Below are 23,033 nucleotides of genomic sequence, written 5' to 3' on the forward strand. Positions count from 1 at the left end.
CGGCACCGGCCCGACCGCTGATCCGGCCAGCGGTCCCAGGGCCCTCCGCCCTCGGACCCTCCTACGGCAACGCCGCCGGTCACCACTCCCTCGGAACGACCCCATCGGTCTCCCACCTGACCCCCGCACCCGGGCCCGACGGGCCGATCCTGGAAGGTTCCCGCCCCTGGAAGGGCCGCTTCCTTCCAGGACCTTCTGCCGCGTCGAGCGACGACGGACTGCGGGGCGCGACGGACGGATTCGAGGCGGTGCGAAGCGAGAGCACGCGCGCCACGGCGGACGGGGGCGCCCTCGGGGCCAGCGGGGACAGGCCCGGCGCCAGCGGGGACGGCCACCACGGGTTCGGGCGCCACCAGACCGGGTTCGACGCTGACCGGAACGGGACCGCAGGCGACCAGAACGGGTTCGCGGGTGGCCCGAGGAGGTTCGGGGGCGACCCGAGCAGGGTCGGCGGCGGCTGGAGCGGGCTCAGCGCGCGCGGATCCGGGGCCAGCGGGCCCAGGTCCGGGGCCAGCAGGCGCGCAGGCGCGGCCGGCGGGCACGGCACCCGAGGCGGGTCTGCCGCCGGTCCGAGCGGACTCGACGGCGGCGGTGGACGACCGGGGTGGACAGCAGGGGCGGGTGACGTGGCGAACGGCCAGGACCTGGGCAGGGCCGCCCCGGGCCGCAGGCCGATCGGGTGGACACGCGCGGCGGGTGCGGGGTACGCGACCGGCGGTACCGCGCTCGACGCGGCGCGTACCGCCAGCAGTGGACCCTGGCCGGCGCTCCCGGACGACCCGTCGTGGCCCACACAGAGCGCCGGCGCGGCGGCCGGCGGCGAACGGGCAGCGGTGACCAGCGACCTGTGGCCGGCGCTGCCGGACGACCGACCGCTGTGGAGCGTGCCGGACGCCGCGCTCGACGCGACCGAGCTGGGCCGACTGGACCGGGAACAGGCGGGCGACTGATGGAACGCGTCGCCTTCCTCATCGACTCCTCCGGGGAACGGGTGGACTGCCTGCTCAACCCGGAGACCGTGCAGGTGACCCGGCTCGCCGGCGTACGCCAGAGGGGTGTCGCCGGTGGCCAGCTCACCGGGTCCGGGCTGGCCGACGACCCGCTGGTGTTCACCGGCGGCGGTCGTACCGAACTGGTGCTGGACCTGCTCTTCGACGTGGACTTCGTGGAGGCGCAGATCCGCCCGGCCGACGTGCGGGTGTTGACGCGTCCGCTGTGGATGCTCGCGGAGAACTCCACCGCCGAGCACGGCTGGCTGCGACCGCCGCTGGTCCGGCTGGTCTGGGGCAAGACCTGGAACGTGCCCGGCGTGATCATCGCGGTGGCCGAGCGGTTCGACGCGTTCACCGGCACCGGCTCGCCTCGGCGCTCCTGGCTGCGGCTCAAGCTGGTCCGGGCCGCCGAGACGGCCGATCAGGCGCAGGCCGGCTTCGAGGAGGAGTTGGCCGCCGCGAGCACCCCGACCGCCGCTCCGGGCAGCGCCGTGGTCGCCGCCGGTGACGGCGCCGCCGAGCCGGGCCGCTCGGGGGTGCGCTTCGACCTGCTGGCCAACGACGCGCTCGGCTCGCCGCTGCGCTGGCGGCTGCTGGCCGAGCACAACCGGATCACCGACCCCCTGGCGGTGCCGGCCGGCACCACGTTGGCCGTCCCGCCGCCCGGCCCACCGGCCGGCGCCGGCTCGACGCTGGCCGGCGCGGTGGCCGGGGTCGCCCGGGCGGTGGCCGGAGCGGTGGGCGCGTCCTTCGTGGGCGCCTCTATCGCGACCGCGCCGGCGGCCTGGGGATCGGCGACCGGAACACCGGCCGGGCCGGCACCGACCGGCGTCACCGGAACAGGGGGTACGCCATGACCAGCGTTGCGCCCCGGGCCCTGACCGTCCTGCTGGACGGGAACGAACTGTCCGGCGCGGCCCGTCAGCGGGTCCGCTCCCTGCGGGTGGCCGCCCGGCTCGACCAGCCCACCCAGGCCGAGCTGGTGCTCGCCACCACCGCCGGGATCGGCGCGTTCGACCCGGCGGTCCGCCCCGGCACGACGCTCGACGTCCGGCTCGACGAGCATGCCGACGCGCTGTTCACCGGAGAGGTCACCTGTGTCGAGATCGAGTACGCCGCCGACGGCGCGGCGGTGCTGCGCATCCGCGCGTACGACGCACTGCACCGGCTGCGTAAGCGACAGGGGTTGCGGGCCTTCACCTCGGTGACCGCCGCCGAACTGGCCGAGGAGCTGTGCGGCGAGGTCGGGCTGGCCGTGGCGGCGGAGACCGACGGGCCACGGCTGGAGCGGCTGCTCCAGCACCGGCACAGCGATCTGGAGCTGCTGCGCGAGGTGACCGGCCGGGCCGGGCTGCACCTGGCCGCCGACGGTGACACGGTTCGGCTGATCACCCTCGCCGGGTACGGGGAGCCGGTCGCGTTGACCCTCGGGGCGGGCGTACACACGCTGCGGCTGGCTACCAACCTGGACCAGGCCAGCGGTGCCAGCGCCGCCCTGGGTTGGCATCCGCAGCGGGCCGAACCGATCAGCCAGCAGGCCGACGAGGCGCGCTGCGGCCGGCCGGCCGGCGATCGCCCGGACCCGGCCGACGTGGGCGCCGACGGGGTACGCACCGCCGTCGACCAGCCCGGCCGCAGCGACGACGAGTTGGCCGCGTTGGCCCAGGCCCGGCTGGACACCCGGGCCGCCGCGCTGGTCACCGCGGAGGGCGTGGCCGAGGGCGATCCGGCGCTGCGACCGGGCCGGCGGATCGACCTGGCCGGCGTGCCCGACCCGGTCGCTGGCGGGTACGTGCTGACCGAGGTGGTGCACACCGTGGACGGCGACGGGCACCTGACCCGGTTCTCCACCGTGCCGCCGGCAGCGCCCGCGAACACCTCGGGTGGGGCGGCCGGCGCGGTGGTCACCCTCGGCACCGTCACCGACGTCGCCGACCCGGACGGGCTGGGCCGGGTCCGGCTGACCCTGCCGGCCTACGGCGATTTGGACGCCGGGTGGCTCGGCGTGCTCTGCCCCGGCGCCGGGCGCGGCAAGGGCTTGGTGGCACTACCCGACCCCGACGACACCGTGCTGGTGGTGCTGCCCGGCGGCGAGCCGGCGTCGGGCATCGTGCTCGGCTCGCTGTTCGGCGCGGTCGAGCCGTACGACGCGGGCATCGACGACGGCCAGTCCCGCCGCTGGACGCTGCGCACCAAGGGCGGGCAGTCGATCGTCGTCGACGACGTCCAGCGCAGCCTGCGGTTGGCCACCGAGGCGGGCAGTTGGCTGGAGCTCACGCCCGACCTGGCCACCCTGCATGCGGCGACCGATCTGGTGATCTCCGCGCCCGGCCGGGCCCTGGTGGTGCGGGCCCGCAGCGTGGACTTCCTGCACGCCGAGTCGACCGAGGACCCGACCACCGCGGCCGAACGGGCCCGTTCGCTCGCCCGCGCACACCACGAAGGAGGCGGCTGATGCGCTGGATCCACCGCGACTCGGTGATCACCTGCGACCACGACGGCCGGGTCGAGAACGAGCCGTCGCAGGAGTGGGTGACCATCACCGGCGTACCGGTGCTGGTGGACGACGACCCGGTCGGGCGCGACATCACGGCCTGCCCCAACTACGGCCCGACGATCAAGCCGTGCGGCAAGACGGTGAACGTCCGGGTCGGTTACAGCGACTGGCTGCGGGTCGACGGGCACAAGATCCTGCTGTCGCACCTGGAGGGGTTCACCGACGGCACACCGCCGGGACTGGTCCACCACCTGGTGCGTGACCCGCGCCAGCAGTTCCTGGCGGCGGACCGATGAGGGCGTTCCGTTTCGTCGGCGCCGGCTTCGACGCCGGCCGCAACGGCGGGCTGGCGCTCACCGCGGCCGGCGGCCTGGCGATGACCGAGGGCGACGAGAGCGTACGCCAGGCGCTGTTTCTGCTCCTGTCGACGACACCGGGCGAGCGGCTGATGCGGCCCGGGTACGGCTCCCGGCTGCACCGGTTGGTCTTCGCGCCCAACGACGACACCACCGCCGGGCTGGCCATCCACTACGTCCGGCAGGCCATCGCCCGCTGGGAGCCCCGCGTCGAGGTGATCGACGTGGACGCCGGGCCGGACCCGGACGACGCGTGGCGGCTGGTGATCCGGTTGGACTACCGGGTCCGGGCCAGCCTGACCCCCGGGCAGTTGGTCTTCTCCGTGGACCTGCTGCCCATCGACGAACCGGCGCAGGGAGGATCCTCATGACGCTGCCCGTGCCGCACCTGGACGACCGCGGGTTTCTCGACCTGGTCACCGAGGCCCGGGAACGGATCCGGCAGTCCTGCCCGGCCTGGACCGACCTGTCGGCGCACGACCCGGGCATGGCGTTGGTGGAGGCGTTCGCGCACCTGACCGAGGTGATGATCTACCGGCTGAACCAGTTGCCGGAGAAGGCGTACGTCTCGTTTCTGAATCTGCTCGGGGTGACCCGGCACGCGCCCACCGCGGCCTGGGCGGACGTCCAGTTCACCCGCAGCGGCACCGATCGGGGCGCGGTGCGGATCCCGGCCGGCCTGCGGGTCGCGGCGGCCCGGGGCGCCGATCCCCGGCCGGTCGTGTTCGTCACCACCGAGCCGGCGCTCCTGCCCGCCGGCGAGGCGTCGGTGACGGTACGGATGCACCACTGCGAGCCGGTCGAGGCGGAGCTGCTCGGCACCGGCACCGGCCAGCCGGGCCAGGTGCTGCGGGCCGCGCGGGCTCCGCTGGCGTACACCGCCGAGCAACTGGACCTGCTGCTCGGGGTGGAGGTGCCGGCCGGCACGGTGGAGCTCGGTGCGGCGGCCCGCGAGCACGAGGGCCGCACGTTCGAGATCTGGCGGCCGGTGGACAGCTTCGCCGGGGTCGGGCCGCAGGCCAAGGTGTACCTGGTCGACCGCTGCTCGGGGACCGTCACCTTCGCACCCGCCCTCGACCTGCGGTCCCCCACCGAGCCGGCCAGCGCCGCCCAGTCGCCGGTGACCGTGGCGGCGGTGCCGCCGGCGGGACGGCAGATCCGGCTCTGGTACCGGGCTGGCGGTGGTCCGACCGGCAACGTGGCCGCGGGCACGCTGACCAGCCTGCGCGACCCGCTGCCCGGGGTACGGGTGGACAACCCCGCGCCGGCGGCGGGCGGCCGGGAGATGGAGGCGCTGGAGTCGGTGCTGCTGCGCGGCCCGTATGAGTTCTTCGCCCAGCAGCGGGCGGTCACGGCGAGGGACTTCGAGGTCCTGGCCACCAGCTCCGGCGCGGTGGCCCGGGCCCGGGCGTTCACCCGCGCCGCCGTGTACAGCTTCGCCCGCCCGGGTGAGGTCGAGGTGGTGCTGGTGCCGTACGTGCCGGAGTCGGCTCGCCCGGGTGGCCGACTGCCGGTGTCGGTGCTGCGCGAGCACGAGGTGCCCGAGGCACGCCGGCGGGTCGAGGCGGATCTGGAGCAGCGCCGGATGGTCGGCATCCAGTCGCGCGCGACCTGGGTCCGGTTGAAGGCGGTCTCGATCCAGGCCCGGGTGGTGGTCCGGCGGGAGGAGGACGTGGACGCGGTCCGCCAGCGCATCCACGACCGGCTGCACCAGACTCTCAGCCCGCTGCCCACCGTGCTCAACCCGACCGGCTGGCCGTTCGGCGAGCCGCTGCGGGCGTCCAACGTGTACCGGCTGCTGGAGCACGCCGAGCCGGGCGTGCGCTACGTCGAATCGGTCCGGTTCGTGGTCGACGAGGCGCCCGACGCCGAGGTGCGCGCCCTCGCCGTCGACCAGTACCAGCCGCGCACCTGGTACGCCGGGCGGGGGCCGGTGCTGTTCCGCTCCAGCAACGCCGGGGCGGGCTGGGAGCCGGCCGGCCGGTTCGACGACGAGACGGTGGTACGGGTGGCGCCCGCGCCCGCGCCGGTACGGCCGGGAATCGTGCCGCGTCCCGGCTCGGTAGCCGTGGTGACGGTGCGCGCCTCCGGCGGCTCGCGGGTGCACCTGAGCACCGACCTGGGCGAGACGTGGTCCCTGCTCACCGACCTGGACTCGCGGATCTCCGACGTGGCGTGGATCGACCGGGACGGCGCGGGCGCGCTGCTGGTGGCCACCGACACCGGCCTGTACGAGGTGTCGCTGCTGCCCGGCGCGGTGCCGTTGCAGATCCTGGTCGACCCGTCCGACGCGGACCGGGGCTTCTACGCGGTGCGCGCGTTCGTCTCCGAGCGCGGGGCGCCCGGTGTGGCGGTGGCCGCGCAGGCGAGCTTCGGGGTGTACCTGTCGACGGCGGGCGGACGGCCCGGCAGCTTCACCCACGTCGGCCTGTCGAACGTCGACAACCGGGTGTTGGCGGTGCAGTACGACGGCCCGGCCACGCTGCTGTGGAGCGGCGCGGGCGAGCCGGACCCGAAGAAGCCCGGCCAGGGCTGTCACCGCACCCGACTGTTCGAGTCCGATGTGAAGTGGCAGTCGGTGCAGGCCGGCTGGATCGGTGGCACCTGTCGGGATCTCGCGTTCGCCGGCCAGCAGGCGGTGGCGGCCACGCAGAGCGGCGGGGTGCTGCGACTGGACACGCTGGCCACCCAGCCGCAGTGGCAATCCGTGATGGTCAACTGCGGGTTGCCACTGCGGGACCGGACCCGGTTCGTGCCGGTGGACGCGATCGCGGTGAGCGGCCACGCGGGCGGCGCGACGACGGGCGCCGGCACACCGGCGGCGGAGCGGCTGGTCCTGGCCGCCGGCGGAAGCGGCGTGTTCCGCAGCGCCAACGCGGTCGACTGGATCCCCAGCGCCAACCAGGCCACCGCCGACGTGGTGACCGTCCCTGACACCTGGCTGCTCTGCTCCGGCGAGCACGACATCGAGGTGGTGCGGCAGGATGCGACGCTCGGCGATTGAACGGCTGCTGCCCGCCGCGTACCAGCGGGCCTGCGTGCCGGGCAGCGTGCTCTGGGCGCTGCTGGAGGTGATGGAAGGGCTGCACGCCCCGGACGAGGCGATCCTCGCCGAGGTGGACGCCCTGTTCGACCCGTACCGGGCGCCGGACGGGTTGGTGGTGCAGCTGACCCGTTGGGTGGCCATGGATCACGTTGTGGCCTCGCCCCGGCCGGACGCACCGCTGCCGCTGCCGGTAGGTCGGCTGCGGGACCTGGTGGCCAACGGGGCGCTGCTGGCCCGGTGGCGGGGCACCCCGTACGGCATGCGGAGGGCTCTCGAGCTGGCCACCGGGTTGAGTGGTTTCGCGATCGACGAACCCGCGGATCAGCCGTTCCACGTCGTGGTGCGGGTGCCGGCGGTCGCCGCCGGCCAGCTCGCCGTGATCACCCGCATCGTCGAGGCGGAGAAGCCCGCCTCGGCCACCGTCGAGATAGTCGTCGCAGAGGAGTCGTCATGACCACCGAATGGGCGGTCGTCGCCGCCGCCGAGCAGTTCACCCTTGACCCGCGTAACGCCGGCGAGCTGACCTTCACCGTCTCGAACCCGGGCAACGCGCCGGACACGGTGGTGTTCGACATCGCGCCCGGCGACGGCTCCCAGCGGGCCTGGTTCACCGTCACCGAGCCACAGCGGGTGGTACCCGGGCAGGGCTCGGTGTCGTTCCTGGTCAAGCTCACCGTGCCGGCGGGCACCCCGCCCCGGCGCTACGACATGACCGGGTTCGCGTACTCGGCGAACACCGCCCCGGAGGAGAGTTCCCGGTCCAGCGGCCGGGTCACCTACGAGGTGCGGGCGGTCGCCCCGCCTCGGCGTACGCCCTGGCCCTGGATCGCCGCGGCGGCGGCACTGGTGCTGGTGGTGGTGACCGTGGGGGTGGTCCTGCTGACCCGCGGCGGCGACCCGGCCCCTGGCGAGCCGCGGGTGGTCACCGTCGAGGCGGAGAGCCTGGTGGACGCCGCGGTGGTCAAGTCGCCGCAGAACAGCAAGGCGGCCGTGGGCGCGCAGCCCAACTGCTGCGGGGTGACCTGGTCCGGGGACAAGCAGCTCTTCTTCACGGGGCTGGCGATCGGCGATCAGGTCACCGTGACGGTGCAGATCCCGGCGGACGGCAGGTGGCGCTTCGCCGCCGTCCGCACCACCTCCCTCGACTACGCCAACACCGTCTTCGTCATCGACGGCGGCCAGGTCGGGGGCACGTTCCTCGGCTTCAGCCCGACCGTGCAGAAGACGGATTTCCTGGACGTCGGCACGGTCCAGCTCACCAAGGGCGCGCACCAGGTCACGCTGTTGGTGGTCGGCAAGACGCAGGGCACCCCCAGCTACTTCGCCGGCGTCGACCAGATCCGGTTCAGCGAGGTCGTGACGCCGGCCGCCGCGCGATGAGCGGCCGGCAGAAGGCGCTGCTGGCGGCGCTCGCCGTACTGCTGGTGGCGCTGTTCGTGGTCGCGGTCGGCACCGGCCGCGACGACCAGGGCGACCCGGGGGCCAGGCACGGGCTGGTCGACTGGCTGGGCGCGCTGGGCGGCGAGCGCTCTTCGGTGGACCCGGCCACGGTCAGCGCGGACTGCTTCGAGGAGCCCGGTCGGCTGGTCTTCTCCGGCAGTTGCGTGCTGCGGGTCGCCGACCCGGGCGGCCTGCGCACCCTGGTGCTGCGCAGCGCTGCGCGGTTCACGGTCAGCGCGCCGGCGCCCGGCGACGCCGACCTGACCATCCGGGACGAGGTCGAGCCGGCCTCGGACGGCACCGGCGCGGTGGCGAAGGTCGCCGTCGACGAGGCCACCGAGGTGTCCGTGCGCTGTCCCAGCCTCGGTGGCTGCACGGTCACCGTCGCCACGTCCTGAGTGAGCATCGAGAGGGAGGCACCGACGTGGGTGACCTGCGTAAGCCGTTCCTGCTGCTGGCGATGCTCGCCGTCGTCCTGGCGATCGGGGTGGAGCTGGGCTCGGGGCTGCTGCTCGGTGGCGCCAACGCCGGCGCGGCCCTGGCCGACAGCGCCGGATCTCTGGACGTGGAGCTCGACGGGGTGTCCGGCGTCAGTGAGCCGTCCGGTCGGGGCACCGGTTACCTGGCGCTGATCGACGCCGTGGCGGTCTGGAGCACCGGGCTCTTCTGCCTGGGCATGCTGCTGCCCGAGCGGGTCCAGGGCCGGGTGCAGGGCGTCGCCACCCTGATCTTCTCGATCATCCTGATCATCGTCGGGCTGATCGCGCTGATCATCGCGTTCATCGAACTAATGATCATGGTGTCGCTGTTCCTGGCCGTGCCGTTCGGCACGCTGGCCTACCTGGCCCTGTGGGGGTACTTCCCGGTCGGCGAGGCGTCGGTGCTGCTCGGGCTGGTGCTGCTGCTCAAGCTGCTCTGGGCCGGGCTGCTGGTGCTGGCCCAACCGCGCTTCCTGCAGAACAAGGGCCTCGTCCTGCTGATCCTCACCACCCTGCTCTGCACGGTCGTGCTGGAGTTCCTGCACAACCTGCTGCCCGTGATCCTGGTGAGCATCATCGACGACGTCGCGGCTTTGGTCTTCGCGGTGATCGCCATCATCTGGGGGTTGGTGCTGCTGATCGGGTCGATCCCGGCGATCGTCAAGGCCATCCGGGTCACGGCCGCCCTGCCGGCCCGCTGAGAAGGGCGATGCTCACTCGACCTTGGTCAACAGCGGCTTACCCTTCTCGACGACGTACGTGGCCAGTTCGACCGCGACGCCGCTGCCGACGTTGCGCGCCTGGTGGTGGACCCCGTAGGGCACGGTCAGAGCATCACCGACGTTGCACACCACGGGTGCCTGACCCTCGAGCGTGTACTCCAGGGAACCCTGGAGAACGCAGATGATCTCTTCGCCGGGATGGAAGTGCTTGAACGGCGGGGAGTCCGGCGTGAACTCCACCCGACTCTGGACGACCTCGCGTCCGGGGATGCTGAGATCGTGTCTCTGTAGATCGACGCGCCACAACCCCGGCGCTCCCTCCACCGCCGTCGGGCTGATGCCCTCGGGTCGATCCTTTCCGCCCATCACGGCCCCCTACGAGCCGTCGCGCGGACGGCATACGCTCCGGTCACAGCCGCTTGAGAATAAGGGGCTGCGGACCCGTCCGGGGCGAGGATGCCCTTGCCGTCACCCGGCGCCCCCGGCGAGGGCCGCCGCGGTGGCGGGATCCAGGACGCCGTCGGCGACGACCACCGAGTGCCGGCCCCGCCGCTCGGTGCCGGCCGCGATGGTGACCGGCCGCTCGAACGCGAACGCCACCCCCACACCCGGATACATCCCGGCCCGCACGAACCACAGGTCGCCGTCGCCGAGACCCGTGAAGACCAGGGTGTACGCCCGGCCGTCCGGCCCGGTGCCGCACAGCGCGACCCACGGCTCGGCGGAGCCGTTGACCGCTTCCTCCCCCGTCACCGTGGCACCGAACGCCGACGCCGGGTCGGCCGAGACCGCCCGCCAGAAGAAGCCGCCGTAGCCGGCCCGGTCGGGGCGGCCGTTGGTGCCTGGGCTGCCCAGTCGCACGTCCTGCCCGGGCGGGGCGGTCAGCGTGTAGTCGAACTCCAGCCGCCAGGCCGGCACGGCCCCGCCCAGCGGCACGGCGGCGATGCGGCGACGCTCGGTGAGCAGCACCGCCCCCGCGCGGTCACGCCACTCCAGCCGGTGCGCCAGCCGGTCCGCGGCCCGATCGGTCCAGCCGGCGTGCGCGATCCGCCCGTGGTCGTCGCGCCAGGTGTAGCCGACGTCGCGGACGTAGGTGCGCCCGCCCCAGAGGTTGGCGCCGTTGACGTCCTGCACCGCGAGGGAGGCGCCGAGGTGCCACACGTGGTCGGCGGGCTGCGCGTCGGTGACCACCGTGCCGGCCAGGGTGCGCACCGGGTGCAGGTGCGGCCGGGGTCCGTGCCGCGCGTCCACCTCAGGGTCGAGCACGTACCGGGCGACCTCGGTGTCGTCGACCAACAGTCGCGCGGGCTCTTCGCTGGTCATGGCAGCTCCGGGTGTGCGGGGACCGGCCGGCGACCGGCGACGGCGTACAGGGCGGCCACGGTGTAGCCGGCGAGGATCGGCACCGCGACCGGGGTCACGAGGGCGGCGAGCAGCCCGGCCAGCGTGGTCACACCGGCGAGCGCCGCCCAGCGGGCGGGCGCGTCGAGGCAGGCGCGGGCGGCGGACCGGGCCGCCGTCCGCCACCGCCCGCCCCCGTTGCCGCCCACCTCGACGACGACCAGCCCGGCGTACCCGGCGAGGCCGGCCGCGACCAGCGCGGTCACCAGTAGCGCCGGCGGGCCGCCCGGCACCCGACCGGTGGCCAGCGCGGCCAGGTCGGCGGCGAGCAGACCGGCCACGGCGAGGGCGAGCAGGCTGACCGGCACGCTGGGCAGCATCGACCGGCCGAACCGGCGCAGAGTCGCCCCGGCCGGCGGCCAACTGCCGGTACGCGTCCAGTCGTGCACCGCGGCACTGGCCGTGCCGACCGCGGCGGCGGCGGTGACCAGCGGTGCCGCCGCCAGCGTCAGCAGGATGCCGAGCAGGGCCAGGTCGGCGGCGTCGCGGACGACGTCGCGCCAGTCCCGCCGCTCGCCGGTGTCCGTCGACTCAGCCCTTGATGCCACTGGTGTTGATCCCCTCGACGAGCATCCGCTGGAACGCGACGAAGAACAGGAAGACCGGCAGCAGCGACAGCACCGACATGGCGAACATCGGCCCGACCGCGCTCTGGCTGGTGGAGTCGATGAACAGGGTCAGCGCGACCGGCACCGTGTAGTCCTCCAGTTGGGAGAGGAAGACCAACTGCCGGAAGAAGTCGTTCCAGGTCCAGATGAACGAGAAGATCGCCGTGGTGACCAGCGCGGGCCGGCTCAGCGGCAGGATGACGTGCCGGAAGATGCCGAACGGCCCGGCGCCGTCGATCCGGGCCGCCTCGTCCAGCTCGCGGGGGACGCCCCGCATGAACTGCACCATCAGGAAGACGAAGAACGCCTCGGTGGCCAGGAACTGCGGGATCAGCAGCGGCAGGTACGGCCACTCCCCACCGACCAGACCCAGGGTGCGGAAGAGGATGTACTGCGGCACGATCAGCACGTGTTGCGGCAGCAGCAGCGTGCCGATCATCACGGCGAACCACATCCCGCGCAGCCGGAACCGCAGCCGGGCGAAGGCGTACGCGGCCAGCAGGCAGGAGATGCCGTTGCCGACCACGGTGAGCAGGCTGACCATGACGCTGTTGAGGAAGAACCGGCCGAAGCTGACGTCGAAGTTGGACCACCCGGCGGTGTAGTTGCCCGGGGTGAACCGCTCGGGCAGCAGCCCGACGTTGTTGACGATCTCCTCCTGGGACTTCACCGACGTGCCCACCATCCAGATCAGCGGGTAGAGCACCACGGCGACGATCGCCAGCAGGATCAGCAGCCGCAGCACCGGCCGCCCGCTCGGGCGTCGCTGGGCGACCGGTGCCTGGGTCACCGCCACCATCACCGGTCCTCCCCGTCGGAGTAGTGCACCCAGAACCGCCCGGTGCTGAAGAAGATCGCGGTGATCACCGCGATGGCGAGCAGGAAGACCCAGGCCATCGCCGAGGCGTAGCCCATCTGCAGGTCGGTGAAGCCGGTGATGTAGAGGTTGAGCGTGTACATCAGGGTCGAGTCGACCGGGCCGCCGGTGCCGTTACTGAGCACGAATGCGGCGGTGAAGCCCTGGAAGCCGTTGATCGTCTCCAGCACCAGGTTGAAGAAGATCACCGGGGAGAGCATCGGCAGGGTGACGTTGCGGAACTTGCGGAACCGGCCGGCGCCGTCGACCGACGCGGCCTCGTACAGCTCGGTGGGCACCTGCTTCAGCCCGGCCAGGAAGATCACCATCGGTGCGCCGAACTGCCAGATGGCCAGCACCATCAGGGTCTGCAGAGCCCAGTCCGGGTCGTTGACCCAGGGTTTGCCCTCGATGCCGAACAGGCTCAGCAGCGAGTTGAACGCGCCGTCGCGGTTGAACATGTTGACCCAGACGATGGCCAGCGCGACGCTGCCGCCGAGCAGCGACGGCAGGTAGAACAGCCCACGGAACACCCCGACCCCACGCCAGGCGCGGTTGAGCAGCAGCGCCACGCCGAGCGCCGCCGCCAGCTTCAGCGGTACGGCGACCAGCGCGAAGGTCAGGGTGACCCGGACCGCGTGCCAGTACGACGGGTCGGCGGTGAACATCCGCTCGTAGTTGGCCAGCCCCACCCATTCCACCTCGGAGAACGGGGTGAGAATGTCGTAGTTGGTGAAGCTCAGGTAGAGCGACAGCAGCATGGGGATCGCCGTGACACCCATCAGGCCGATGAGCCACGGCGACAGGAAGACGTACCCCGCCAGACCTTCGCTGTGCCGGAGACGTTCGGGCCCACGCCCCTCGGCGTGGGCCCGGGCGGATCCGGGGCCACGTCGGGTCGGGTCGGGTGCCGTGGTCAACGCCACGAACAGCTCCTCTCCTCGCCTGGTCAGGCGGTCAGGCGATGGCGGACTTGCACGCCGCGATGAACTGGGCGGCTGCCGCGGCGGGGGTGGCCCGGCCGTACTGGGCTTCCTCGGCGGCCTTGATCAGCTCCGAGCGGACCTTGCTGTGTCCCTTGATCGGCACCTGCGGGGACTTGCCGAACTTCTGGGTCAGCTCCGCCTCGACGGCGATCGACTGCTTCATGGCCGGGTCGGTGGTGTCGTCACTGACCACCCGGCGCAGGTCCTGGTTGGACGGCAGACCTCGATCGGTGCCGAGCAGCTTGACCGCCTCCTGGTCGTTGTTCAGGAAGTTGATCACGTCGACGGCGACGTCCTTGTTCTTGCTGCCCTTGAACACGGACCAGTACATCGAGGCCCGGGCCCACTGCGCGCTCGGGTCACCGGGGTAGGCGACCACTCCCAGCTCGTCCTTGGTGTTCTTCTTCAGGTCGGGCATCTGGTTGGCCCAGACCCAGGAGGTCGCCGACTTGCCGGTGACCACCAACTGCTTGGTGATGTCGCTGGAGTTGCCCTCGTGGATGACGTCCGCGGTCGGGGTGGCCTTGCGGTCCCGGGCGCCCTTCCACAGGTCGAACCACTTGGTCACGTCCTCGGCGGTGAAGCCCAGTTCGTTGCCCTTGTAGAGGTCCTTGCCCTGCTGGCGCAGCCAGACCCAGAACGCCTTGTAGTCGGCGCTCGGGTCCTGCGTGCCGGGCACCTTGGTCTTGGCGGTGACCTGCTCGGCCCAGGCGATGTGCTGCTCCCAGGTCATCCCGGTGGTGGGCTCGGGCAGGTTGTGCTTGGCCAGCAGCGTCTTGTTGTAGACGAGACCCTGGGTGTTCTCCCCGGCCGCCAGGCCGGCGAGCTTGCCGTCGACCACGCCGTACTGCCAGAGACTCTCCGGGAACTTGGAAGTGTCCAGCTTGCCGGACTTCTGGTACGAGGCGAGGTCCAGGGTGGTGCTGCGCGCCGCGTACTCGGCCAGGTAGTTGTCATCGATCTGGAACAGGTCCGGCGGGTTGCCGCCGGCCGTGAGCGTGGCCAGCTTGTCGAAGTAGCCCTGGTTGGCCTGCCAGGTCTTCTCGAACGTCACGTTCGGGTGCTTCTTGGTGTAGAGGGCGAGGGCGTCCTCGGTCAGCTTGGCCCGGGCGTCGCCGCCCCACCAGAAGATGGAGAGCTTGACCGGAGCGTTCGGGTCGGCGGCCGTCTCGTCGTCGCCGCAGGCAGCGGCACCGAAGAGCAGCGGTGCGGCGACCGTCACGGCGAGCAGGCCGCGCAGCAACCGCCGCCGGGGCAGCGGGGTACGGTGATTGCGCCCGACGGGCGCGCTGGCGGTGGGGGGCGTTGCGGGGTGCATGTGCGCTCACTCCTCGGCATTAGGAGGCGACGGCGTCACCGGTGGCCGCGGTCGGGGCGCCCGGGCCCGCAGGGCAATGCGGGTCCGGGCCCTGCGGCGCGGCCAGGGGACGTGCCGGTCGGGCCTGGGGGCCCGGGCCGGTCGAGTCGCGGATGACCAGGTCGGTCTGGAGCATTACCTGTGCGGTGGTACGACGGACGCCGATCGCCGTGCCGGCACCGAGGCCCCGCGCGCCGCGCGGTGACTCGGTGTCCTGTTGCAACAGCATGTCGACGGCCGTCCGGCCGGCGGCCGCGGTGGGCGTGGCCACGGTCGTCAGTTTGGGGCGGGTGAGCCGGCTCAGGGCGATGTCGTCGACCCCGACGACGCTCACCTCCTGCGGCACCCGGACCCCGAGCGCGTCCAGCCCCTCGATGAGGCCGATCGCCATCAGGTCGTTGTAGGCGAGCACGGCCGACACGCCGCTGCGCCGCACCTGCTCGGCGACCGCCGATCCGCCGGTCTCGGTGGGAGCGTTGGGGCCGATCAGGGTCAACTCCGCGCCGCCGGCCCGGGCGGCCGTGGTGGCGGTCCGGCGCATCTCCCGGTTGGTCCACGAGCTGCGGGGGCCGCCGAGCAGCGCGATGCGGGTGTGGCCCAGGCCGATCAGGTGCTCGATCGCCGCCCGGGCCCCCTGTCCGACGTCCATCAGCACGCAGGGCAGACCGGTCACCTGACGGTTCACCACCACCAGCGGCACCTCGCGGCTGAGCTGCTCGATCAGGCTGTTGCTCATGCGCGGGCTGCACAGCAGCACCCCGTCCACCTGCTTGGCCAGGGCGTGGACCAACTCCTCCTCGGCGGCCGGATCCTCATTGGTGTCGGCCACGAAGACGTGGTAGTCGCGGTGCCGGGCCTGACTCTCCGCCGCCTTGATCAGCGGCGGGAAGAACGGGTTCGCGATGTCCGCGATGATCAGGCCGATGTTGTGCGTCCGCCCGGTGATCAGGGCCCGGGCCGCCCGGTTCGGCCGGTAGCCCAGGTCCTCCGCGCAGGCCAGCACCCGGACCCGGGTCTCCGGGTTGACCAGGTGCGGAGCCGAGAAGGTGCGGGACACGGTGGAGATGTGCACGCCGGAGGCACGGGCGACGTCCCGGATGGTGACTGGCACGGCGGCCCCTTCGTCCGATGTGGCGGCGGTCACGTGGGTGGGGCCAATTAATGCAAACGGTTGCTCCAGTGTCAACGGTGGACGGTTACGGTTTTGTTGCGCTGGCGCTCCCAACGGTAACTTCTAGCCCCGCAAACACTGACATTTACCGCTGATTGTGCCGCTCTCGTTGACGCGATCGGATCGATCGTGGTTACTTCACTGCAAACCTTTGCAGGATCAGCGGGAAGGCGGCCGAATGTCACCGACAGCCGACGGACGGGTCCGGTACGCCGTGGTGGGCACCGGTGCACGGGCGGAGATGTTCGTCCGGGCCCTGGTGCTCGACCACGCCGACTCGACCGAGCTGGTCGCCTTCGCCGACGTCAACCAGGCCCGGATGGACGCGCACAACCGCTGGCTCGGCGAGCTGGGCCACCGGCCGGTGCCCACCCACCCCGCCGGCGACTTCGTGGCCATGTTGGACAAGGAGCGCGTCGACGTCGTCCTGGTCACGAGCGTGGACGTCACCCATGACGAGTACGTGGTGGCCGCGCTTCGCGCCGGCCGGGCGGTCGTCACCGAGAAGCCGATGACCGTGGACGCGCCGCGCTGTCGGCGGATCCTGGACGCGGTGGCGGAGACCGGTGGCCGGGTGACGGTCGCGTTCAACTACCGCTACAACCCGCTGCACGAACAGGTCCGGCGGCTGCTCGCCGACGGCGCGGTCGGCGAGATCGGCTCGGTGCACTTCGAGTGGCTGCTCGACGTGCGGCACGGCGCGGACTACTTCCGCCGCTGGCACCGGGACAAGGCCACCTCGGGCGGGCTCATGGTGCACAAGGCCAGCCACCACTTCGACCTGGTCAACTGGTGGCTGGGCGCCACCCCGGTCGAGGTGTACGCGGCCGGGCGCCTCTTCTTCTACGGCGAGGGCGGCCGCCGGCACGGGTACGCCCGCGACTACGACCGGGCGTACGGCTCCCCCGCCGCGGTGGACGACCCGTTCGCGCTGCGGCTGGACGCACACCCCCGACTGCGCGAGCTGTACCTCGACGCCGAGACCGCGGACGGCTACCAGCGCGACCGCAACGTGTTCGCCCCCGGGGTGAGCATCGAGGACGACATGGCGGTGCTCGCGCGGTACTCCACCGGCGCCACGATGACCTACCACCTCACCGCGTACGCCCCCTGGGAGGGCTACCGGGTGATGGTCAACGGCAGCCGTGGCCGGCTGGAGTTGGAGGTCACCGAGAACGACTTCGTCGACCGGGGCACCGCCGGCGCGGTCAAGGGCGCGGCGCTGCACGGCACCGAGGCGCCGGCCGAGGGAGGAGGCGCGACGCTCACCCTGCGCCCGTTCTGGGAGCCGCCGCGGCAGATCCCGGTCGAGGGCCGGACCCGGCACGGGCACGGCGGCGCGGACGCCCGGATGACCGGGGTGCTCTTCGGTGGCGCCCCGGACCCGTTGGATCGCGCCGCGACCGCCGACGACGGCGCCCTGGCCCTGCTCACCGGCCTGGCCGCCAACCGGTCCTTCGAGACCGGTCAACCGGTCCGGGTCGCCGACCTGCTCACCCCCCGCTGACACAGGAGACGAGGAGCCCATCCCCGTGCCGACGTTCGACCACACCGACCTGCTCCTGCCGCCCGAGCCGGGCCAGCGCGCGCTGGCCCGGGAGCTGTACGCGCTGGCCGCGGACCAACCGATCATCTCGCCGCACGGGCACGTGGACCCGGCCCTGCTCGCCGAGGACCGCCCGTTCCCGGATCCGGCGCGGCTGCTCATCGTGCCCGACCACTACCTGACCCGGATGCTGCTCAGTCAGGGCGTACCCCCGGGTGACCTGGGTGTGCCCAGCCGGGACGGCAGCCCGGTGGAGACCGACGGCCGGGTGATCTGGCGACGCTTCGCCGCGCACTGGCACCTGTTCCGGGGCACCCCGTCGCGGCTCTGGCTGGAGCAGACCTTCCGCACCGTGTTCGGGGTGCGCACCCCGCTCGGGCCGGCCACCGCCGACACCCTCTACGACGAGTTGGCGGCCCGGCTCGCCGAGCCCGACTTCCGACCCCGGGCCCTGTTCGGGAAGTTCAACATCGAGGTGCTGGCCACCACCGAGTCGCCGCTGGACGACCTCGGCCAGCACGCCAAGCTCGCCGCGGACGGCTGGGGCGGGCCGGGGGGCCGCGTGGTCACCACGTTCCGCCCGGACGACGTGGTGGACATGGAGTTCGAGGGCTGGGCGACCAACCTGGACCGCCTGGGCGAGGTGGCCGGCGAGGACACCGGCACGTACGCCGGCTACCTGGCCGCGCTGCGGTCCCGCCGCGCCGCGTTCATCGCGGCGGGGGCGACCTCCTCGGACCACGGCCACCCCACCGCCCGTACCCTGGATCTCGCTCCGGAGGAGGCCGCGCGGCTGTACGACCTCGGTCGGCGCGGGCAGGCCGACGCGGGCGACGCGGAGGCGTTCCGGGCGCACATGCTGATGGAGTTCGCCCGGATGTCGCTCGACGACGGCCTGGTCATGCAGTTGCACCCGGGCGCCGTGCGCAACCACAACCGCTGGCTGCACGCCCGGCACGGCCGCGACGTCGGCGGCGACATCCCCCAGGCCACCGAGTACGTGCACGCGCTCGCCCCGCTGCTGGAGCGCTACGGCAACGACCCGCGGCTGCGGGTGGTGCTCTACACCCTCGACGAGGACACCTTCACCCGCGAGCTCGCGCCACTGGCCGGTGGTTACGCGGCGCTGCTGCTGGGCGCTCCCTGGTGGTTCCTGGACTCCCCCGAGGTGCTGCGTCGCTTCCGGGAGACGGTCACCGAGACCGCCGGTTTCTACAACACGACCGGGTTCGTCGACGACACCCGCGCGTTCTGCTCGATCCCGGTCCGCCACGACGTGGCCCGGCGGGTGGACGCCGGCTTCCTGGCCCGGCTGGTCGCCGAGCACCGGCTGCCCATGGACGAGGCGGCCGAGACCATCGTCGACCTGGCGTACCGGCTGCCCAAGCGGGTCTTCAACTTCGGAGGACAGGACCAGTGAGTGTCACCATCACCTCGGTCGAGGTGCACGACGTGCGGTTCCCGACCGCCGCGCGGGGCGACGGCTCCGACGCGATCAACCGGGGCGACTACTCGGCGACCTACGTGGAGCTGGGCACCGACGCCGGGGCGACCGGCGCCGGGTTCACCTTCACCAACGGGCGGGGCAACGAGATCACCTGCGCGGCGGTCCGCGCGCTCGCCCACCACGTGCGGGGCCGGACGATCGAGGAGATCGTGGCCGAGCCGGTGACGTTCTGGCGCTCGCTCAGCGCCGACGTGCAACTGCGCTGGCTGGGCCCGGAGAAGGGCGTCATCCACATGGCGACCGGGGCGCTGGTCAACGCGGTCTGGGACCTGCGGGCCACCCTCGCCGGCAAGCCGATGTGGCGGTTCCTCGCCGAGCTTCCCACCGACGACCTGGTGGCCAGCATCGACTTCCGGCACATCAGCGACGCGCTCACCCCGGACGAGGCGGCGGCAATCCTCGACAAGGGGCGCGACGGGCTGGCCGACCGGTTGGCCACCCTCGAACGTGACGGTTTCCCGTCGTACACCACCTCGGTGGGGTGGCTCGGCTACCCCGACGACAAGGTGCGGGCGCTGACCCGGCAGGCGTACGACGACGGCTGGCGGGCGATGAAGATGAAGGTCGGCGGCCCCCTCGCCGACGACCTTCGCCGGGCCCGGATCATCCGCTCGGAGATCGGCCCGGACGCGCTGCTCATGATGGACGCCAACCAGGTCTGGGACGTCGACGAGGCGATCACCGCGATGACCGCGCTGGCCGAGGTGGACCCGTACTGGATCGAGGAGCCCACGCACGCCGACGACATCCTGGGTCACGCCCGGATCGCCCGCGCGGTCACCGAGCTGACCGGCGGACGGTGCCGGGTGGCCACCGGCGAGGTGGCCGCCAACCGAGTGATCTTCAAGCAGTTGCTCCAGGCCGAGGCGATCGGCGTAATGCAGATCGACGCCTGCCGGGTCGGCGGCGTCAACGAGGTCCTGGCCGAGCTGCTGTTGGCGGCGAAGTTCGGGGTGCCGGTCTGCCCGCACGCGGGTGGGGTCGGCCTCTGCGAGTACGTCCAGCACCTGGCGATCTTCGACTACCTGCGGGTCGGCACCAGCCTGGACGGGCGGATGATCGAGTACGTCGACCACCTGCACGAGCATTTCCTCGACCCGGTGCGTACCCGCGATGGCCGCTACCTGCTGCCCGAGCGTCCCGGCTACAGCGCCACCATGAAGCCGGCGTCGATCGCCGAGTTCCGCTTCCCGGACGGCCCGGCATGGCGGTGACCGTCGGCGCCTCCCGGCTCGGCCTGAGCGCCCTGCGCCGACTGCCCGCCGAGGCCCGACCGCTGGTCCGGCCGGGCACGGTGGCGGCCGGCGTCGTGCACCTCGGGCTCGGCGCGTTCCACCGGGCCCACCAGGCCGTCTTCACCGAGGCGGCGATCGGCGCGGCCGGCGGCGAGTGGGGCATCGTGGCGGTCGCCCCGCGCAGCACCGCCCTGGTCGAGGCGATCGCCGCACAGGACAACCTGTTCAGCGTCAGCACCCTCTCCGCCGCCGGCAGCACCACCCGGGTCATAGGCGCGTTCAGCGGAGTGCGGCACGCCGCCAGCGACCCGGACGCTGTCGTGGCGCTGCTCGCCGACCCGGCCGTACGGGTGGTGACGCTGACGGTCACCGAGAAGGCGTACCAACTCGATCCGGTGACCGGCCAGTTGTGCCCGGACGCGGCGCTCGCCGCGGACCTGGCCGGCGGTCGGCCCCCGACCACCGTCCCGGGTCTGCTGCTGCGCGGGCTGGCGGCCCGGGCCGCCGCGGACGCCGGGCCGGTGGCGCTGGTGAGCTGCGACAACCTGCCGGCCAACGGTCGGCGGCTGCGCGGTCTCGTCGACCAGGCGGTCGGCCGGGCCGCCGGGGTGCCCGCCGGGCTGGTCGACTGGGTGGCCGGCAACGTCACCTGCCCGGGCACGATGGTCGACCGGATCGTCCCGGCCAGCACCCCGGAGACGATCGACGCGGCCCGTCGGGCGCTCGGCGTCACCGACCTGGGCGCGGTGGCCGCCGAGCCGTACGCGCAGTGGGTCATCGAGGACGACTTCCCCGGCGGCCGGCCGGGCTGGGAGCACGCCGGGGCGGTGCTCACCGACGACGCCGGCCCGTGGGAGCGGTTGAAGCTGCGCACCCTCAACGGCGTGCACTCGGCCGTCGCGTACCTGGGTGCGCTGGCCGGCCACGAGACGGTCGCCGACGCGCTGGAGATCCCGCACCTGGCCGACGTGCTGCGCCGGCTGATCGCCGAGGACATCGCGGCCAGCTTCACCCCGCCCGACGGGGTCCGGGTGGTCGACTACGGCGAGCAGGTCCTCGCGCGCTTCGGCAACCCGGCGATCCGGTACCGCACCCTCCAGGTGGCCACGGACGGCTCACAGAAGCTGCCGCAGCGGGTCCTGCACACCATCGTCGACCTGCGCGCCGCCGGCCGGTCCGCGCGCTGGGCCACGCTGGTGGTGGCCGCCTGGCTGCGCTTCGTGCTGGGTTACGCCGACGACGGCCGGCCGCTGCCGTTCCAGGATCCGCTCGCCGGGCCGATCCGGGCCGCGCTGGACGCCGGCCGACAGAGCCCCGCCGGCGCGGTGGACGCGGTCTTCGCGCTGCGCGAGATCGTCCCGGTCGAGGTCGCCGAGGACGACGAGGTCCGAGCCCAGGTGATCGGCTGGCTGACCGCGCTGGAACGGCACGGCGTGGAGGCGACACTGGCCGGTGCCCGGTGAGCGGGCCAGCGCCGACGCGGGTGGCGGTGGTCGGCGCCAACGGGCACGGCCGGTGGCACCGGCGGGTGATCGCGCCGCTGCACGCCGCCGGTCGGGTGCGGCTCGTCGCCCTGGTCGACGTACGGCCGGTGGAGGACGACCCCGACGCACCGGTACCGCCCGGCGTCGACGTGTTCACCGACCACCGGGCGATGCTCGCCGCCACCCGGCCCGAGGTGGTGGTGATCTGCACCCCGCCGCACACCCACCTGCCGATCGCCCGGGACGCGCTGGCCGCCGGGGCGGACCTGCTGCTGGAGAAGCCGCCGGTGCTGTCGCTGGCCGAGCACGAGGAGTTGGCCGGGGCGCTGGCGGACGCCGGACGGGTGGCCCAGGTCGGCTTCCAGGCGCTCGGCTCGGCGGCGCTGACCGCGTTGACCGACGCGCTGGCCGCCGGGCGGCTGGGCCGGGTGACCGGCATCGCCACGGTCGCCGCGTGGCAGCGGCCGGACGCCTACTACGCCCGCTCCTCCTGGGCCGGGCGGCGGACCCTCGACGGCCGACCGGTGCTGGACGGCGCGCTGGCCAACCCGCTGGCGCACGCGGTGATGCAGTGCCTGGCGGTCGCCGAGGCGCTCGGCGGTGTGCCGCCCACACCGGTCGCGATCGAGGTGGAGCGCTACCGGGTCCGGCCCATCGAGGTGGAGGACACCGCGGTGCTCCGGGTGCGGTTCCGGGCCGGCCCGCCGGTGCTGGCCGCGGTGACCCTGGCCGCCGAGGAGTTCGTGGCGGGCGAGGTGCTGGTCACCGGTACGGCGGGCCGGGCGGTGCTGGAGTATCCGACGGACCGGTTGCGGCTGCCCGGCGACGTGGTGACCCGCCGGGTTCCGGGCCGGCGCGGGCTGCTGGAGAACCTGCTCGCGCACCGGGCCGACCCGACCGGGGTGCCGCTGATCGCCCCGCTGGCCCGTACCGAGCCGTTCACCGCGGTGCTGGACGCGTTGCGGGTCGCACCGGAACCCCAGCTGCTCAACGGCGAGTTGGTCGCCGCCGTGGGCGATGGCGGGGAGCGGGTACGTCACCTGCGGGGCGTGGTCGAGGTGCTGCGCCAAGCCGCCGAGCAGGGGGCGCTGCCGAGTGAGGTGGCGGTGCCCTGGGCGGTCCCGGCGTACCGGGCCGAGCTGGTCGGATAGGGGGCGACGGCAACCGGAGTGCAAACATCGCCCGGACGCCTACGGGCCTTATCGGACAGACACCCGGATATCCGACCGGCATCGGTCGGGGCAATGTCGGTCGAGCCGGGCAACTGCAACATTCCTGCACACACCGCATATTGACTCTCATTAATTCGCGTACCTACCGTTCCTGGTGAATGCCGAATCACCACCAGCG

General features: G+C 73.0%; 22 protein-coding genes. 15 read left to right on the forward strand and 7 right to left on the reverse strand.

Annotated elements, in window-relative coordinates:
- The first annotated feature begins 626 nt into the window (after positions 1-626).
- From V6V47_RS06825 to V6V47_RS06870, 10 genes are read left to right on the forward strand one after another with little or no spacing between them, the layout of a single operon-like run.
- Entirely contained in the window at positions 627-950 is a 324-nt protein-coding gene (locus V6V47_RS06825) for a hypothetical protein (RefSeq protein ID WP_334627164.1), read from the forward strand.
- Positions 950-1,849: a CIS tube protein gene (locus tag V6V47_RS06830; protein ID WP_334627165.1), complete on the forward strand. Its 900-nt coding sequence runs from the start codon at positions 950-952 to the stop codon at positions 1,847-1,849. Before V6V47_RS06825 ends, V6V47_RS06830 begins: the two co-directional genes overlap by 1 nt.
- Complete coding sequence (locus tag V6V47_RS06835; protein WP_334627166.1) at positions 1,846-3,447, forward strand: phage baseplate assembly protein V; 1,602 nt, start codon at positions 1,846-1,848, stop codon at positions 3,445-3,447. The genes V6V47_RS06830 and V6V47_RS06835 overlap by 4 nt, the downstream gene beginning before the upstream one ends.
- A complete protein-coding gene (locus V6V47_RS06840; RefSeq protein WP_334627167.1) occupies positions 3,447-3,785 on the forward strand; it encodes a hypothetical protein in 339 nt (112 codons plus the stop codon). The genes V6V47_RS06835 and V6V47_RS06840 overlap by 1 nt, the downstream gene beginning before the upstream one ends.
- Entirely contained in the window at positions 3,782-4,216 is a 435-nt protein-coding gene (locus V6V47_RS06845) for a GPW/gp25 family protein (RefSeq protein WP_334627168.1), read from the forward strand. The genes V6V47_RS06840 and V6V47_RS06845 overlap by 4 nt, the downstream gene beginning before the upstream one ends.
- Entirely contained in the window at positions 4,213-6,849 is a 2,637-nt protein-coding gene (locus V6V47_RS06850) for a putative baseplate assembly protein (protein WP_334627169.1), read from the forward strand. The genes V6V47_RS06845 and V6V47_RS06850 overlap by 4 nt, the downstream gene beginning before the upstream one ends.
- Positions 6,830-7,345, forward strand: coding sequence for a phage tail protein (locus tag V6V47_RS06855; protein WP_334627171.1), 516 nt, complete (start codon positions 6,830-6,832; stop codon positions 7,343-7,345). The genes V6V47_RS06850 and V6V47_RS06855 overlap by 20 nt, the downstream gene beginning before the upstream one ends.
- A complete protein-coding gene (locus tag V6V47_RS06860) occupies positions 7,342-8,271 on the forward strand; it encodes a hypothetical protein (RefSeq protein ID WP_334627173.1) in 930 nt (309 codons plus the stop codon). The genes V6V47_RS06855 and V6V47_RS06860 overlap by 4 nt, the downstream gene beginning before the upstream one ends.
- Positions 8,268-8,729, forward strand: coding sequence for a hypothetical protein (locus tag V6V47_RS06865; protein ID WP_334627174.1), 462 nt, complete (start codon positions 8,268-8,270; stop codon positions 8,727-8,729). The genes V6V47_RS06860 and V6V47_RS06865 overlap by 4 nt, the downstream gene beginning before the upstream one ends.
- 26 nt (positions 8,730-8,755) lie before the next feature.
- Complete coding sequence (locus V6V47_RS06870; protein ID WP_334627175.1) at positions 8,756-9,511, forward strand: hypothetical protein; 756 nt, start codon at positions 8,756-8,758, stop codon at positions 9,509-9,511.
- A 12-nt stretch (positions 9,512-9,523) separates the two neighbouring features.
- Here V6V47_RS06870 and V6V47_RS06875 read toward each other — a convergent pair whose 3' ends face one another.
- The 7 genes from V6V47_RS06875 to V6V47_RS06905 form a co-directional block, all read right to left on the reverse strand.
- Positions 9,524-9,898, reverse strand: coding sequence for a cupin domain-containing protein (locus V6V47_RS06875; protein ID WP_334627176.1), 375 nt, complete (start codon positions 9,896-9,898; stop codon positions 9,524-9,526).
- 102 nt (positions 9,899-10,000) lie between these two features.
- Positions 10,001-10,855, reverse strand: a complete 855-nt coding sequence (locus V6V47_RS06880) for a PmoA family protein (RefSeq protein WP_334627177.1) — start codon at positions 10,853-10,855, stop codon at positions 10,001-10,003.
- A complete protein-coding gene (locus V6V47_RS06885) occupies positions 10,852-11,481 on the reverse strand; it encodes a hypothetical protein (protein ID WP_334627178.1) in 630 nt (209 codons plus the stop codon). Before V6V47_RS06885 ends, V6V47_RS06880 begins: the two co-directional genes overlap by 4 nt.
- The gene (locus V6V47_RS06890) at positions 11,465-12,340 is read right to left on the reverse strand and encodes a carbohydrate ABC transporter permease (RefSeq protein WP_334627301.1); all 876 of its coding nucleotides are present in this window, start codon (positions 12,338-12,340) and stop codon (positions 11,465-11,467) included. The genes V6V47_RS06885 and V6V47_RS06890 overlap by 17 nt, the downstream gene beginning before the upstream one ends.
- Complete coding sequence (locus V6V47_RS06895) at positions 12,340-13,323, reverse strand: carbohydrate ABC transporter permease (protein ID WP_334627179.1); 984 nt, start codon at positions 13,321-13,323, stop codon at positions 12,340-12,342. The genes V6V47_RS06890 and V6V47_RS06895 overlap by 1 nt, the downstream gene beginning before the upstream one ends.
- Positions 13,324-13,354: 31 nt before the next feature.
- Entirely contained in the window at positions 13,355-14,701 is a 1,347-nt protein-coding gene (locus V6V47_RS06900) for an ABC transporter substrate-binding protein (RefSeq protein ID WP_334627180.1), read from the reverse strand.
- Positions 14,702-14,720: 19 nt separating this feature from the next.
- Complete coding sequence (locus tag V6V47_RS06905; RefSeq protein WP_334627181.1) at positions 14,721-15,851, reverse strand: LacI family DNA-binding transcriptional regulator; 1,131 nt, start codon at positions 15,849-15,851, stop codon at positions 14,721-14,723.
- A gap of 238 nt (positions 15,852-16,089) precedes the next feature.
- On the opposite strand from V6V47_RS06905, the gene V6V47_RS06910 reads away from it, so the two are divergent.
- From V6V47_RS06910 to V6V47_RS06930, 5 genes are read left to right on the forward strand one after another with little or no spacing between them, the layout of a single operon-like run.
- Complete coding sequence (locus V6V47_RS06910; RefSeq protein WP_334627182.1) at positions 16,090-17,418, forward strand: Gfo/Idh/MocA family protein; 1,329 nt, start codon at positions 16,090-16,092, stop codon at positions 17,416-17,418.
- A 25-nt stretch (positions 17,419-17,443) separates the two neighbouring features.
- On the forward strand, positions 17,444-18,877 hold the full coding sequence (uxaC, locus tag V6V47_RS06915; protein WP_334627183.1) for a glucuronate isomerase: 1,434 nt from the start codon (positions 17,444-17,446) through the stop codon (positions 18,875-18,877).
- On the forward strand, positions 18,874-20,178 hold the full coding sequence (locus tag V6V47_RS06920) for an enolase C-terminal domain-like protein (protein WP_334627184.1): 1,305 nt from the start codon (positions 18,874-18,876) through the stop codon (positions 20,176-20,178). Before uxaC ends, V6V47_RS06920 begins: the two co-directional genes overlap by 4 nt.
- On the forward strand, positions 20,169-21,662 hold the full coding sequence (locus V6V47_RS06925) for a mannitol dehydrogenase family protein (RefSeq protein ID WP_334627185.1): 1,494 nt from the start codon (positions 20,169-20,171) through the stop codon (positions 21,660-21,662). Before V6V47_RS06920 ends, V6V47_RS06925 begins: the two co-directional genes overlap by 10 nt.
- The gene (locus V6V47_RS06930; RefSeq protein WP_334627186.1) at positions 21,659-22,834 is read left to right on the forward strand and encodes a Gfo/Idh/MocA family protein; all 1,176 of its coding nucleotides are present in this window, start codon (positions 21,659-21,661) and stop codon (positions 22,832-22,834) included. The genes V6V47_RS06925 and V6V47_RS06930 overlap by 4 nt, the downstream gene beginning before the upstream one ends.
- The last annotated feature ends 199 nt before the right edge of the window (positions 22,835-23,033 follow it).

Origin of the sequence: Micromonospora sp. CPCC 205539, assembly GCF_036906815.1 — a bacterium.
In the GTDB taxonomy this organism is placed as follows: Bacteria; Actinomycetota; Actinomycetes; order Mycobacteriales; family Micromonosporaceae; genus Micromonospora.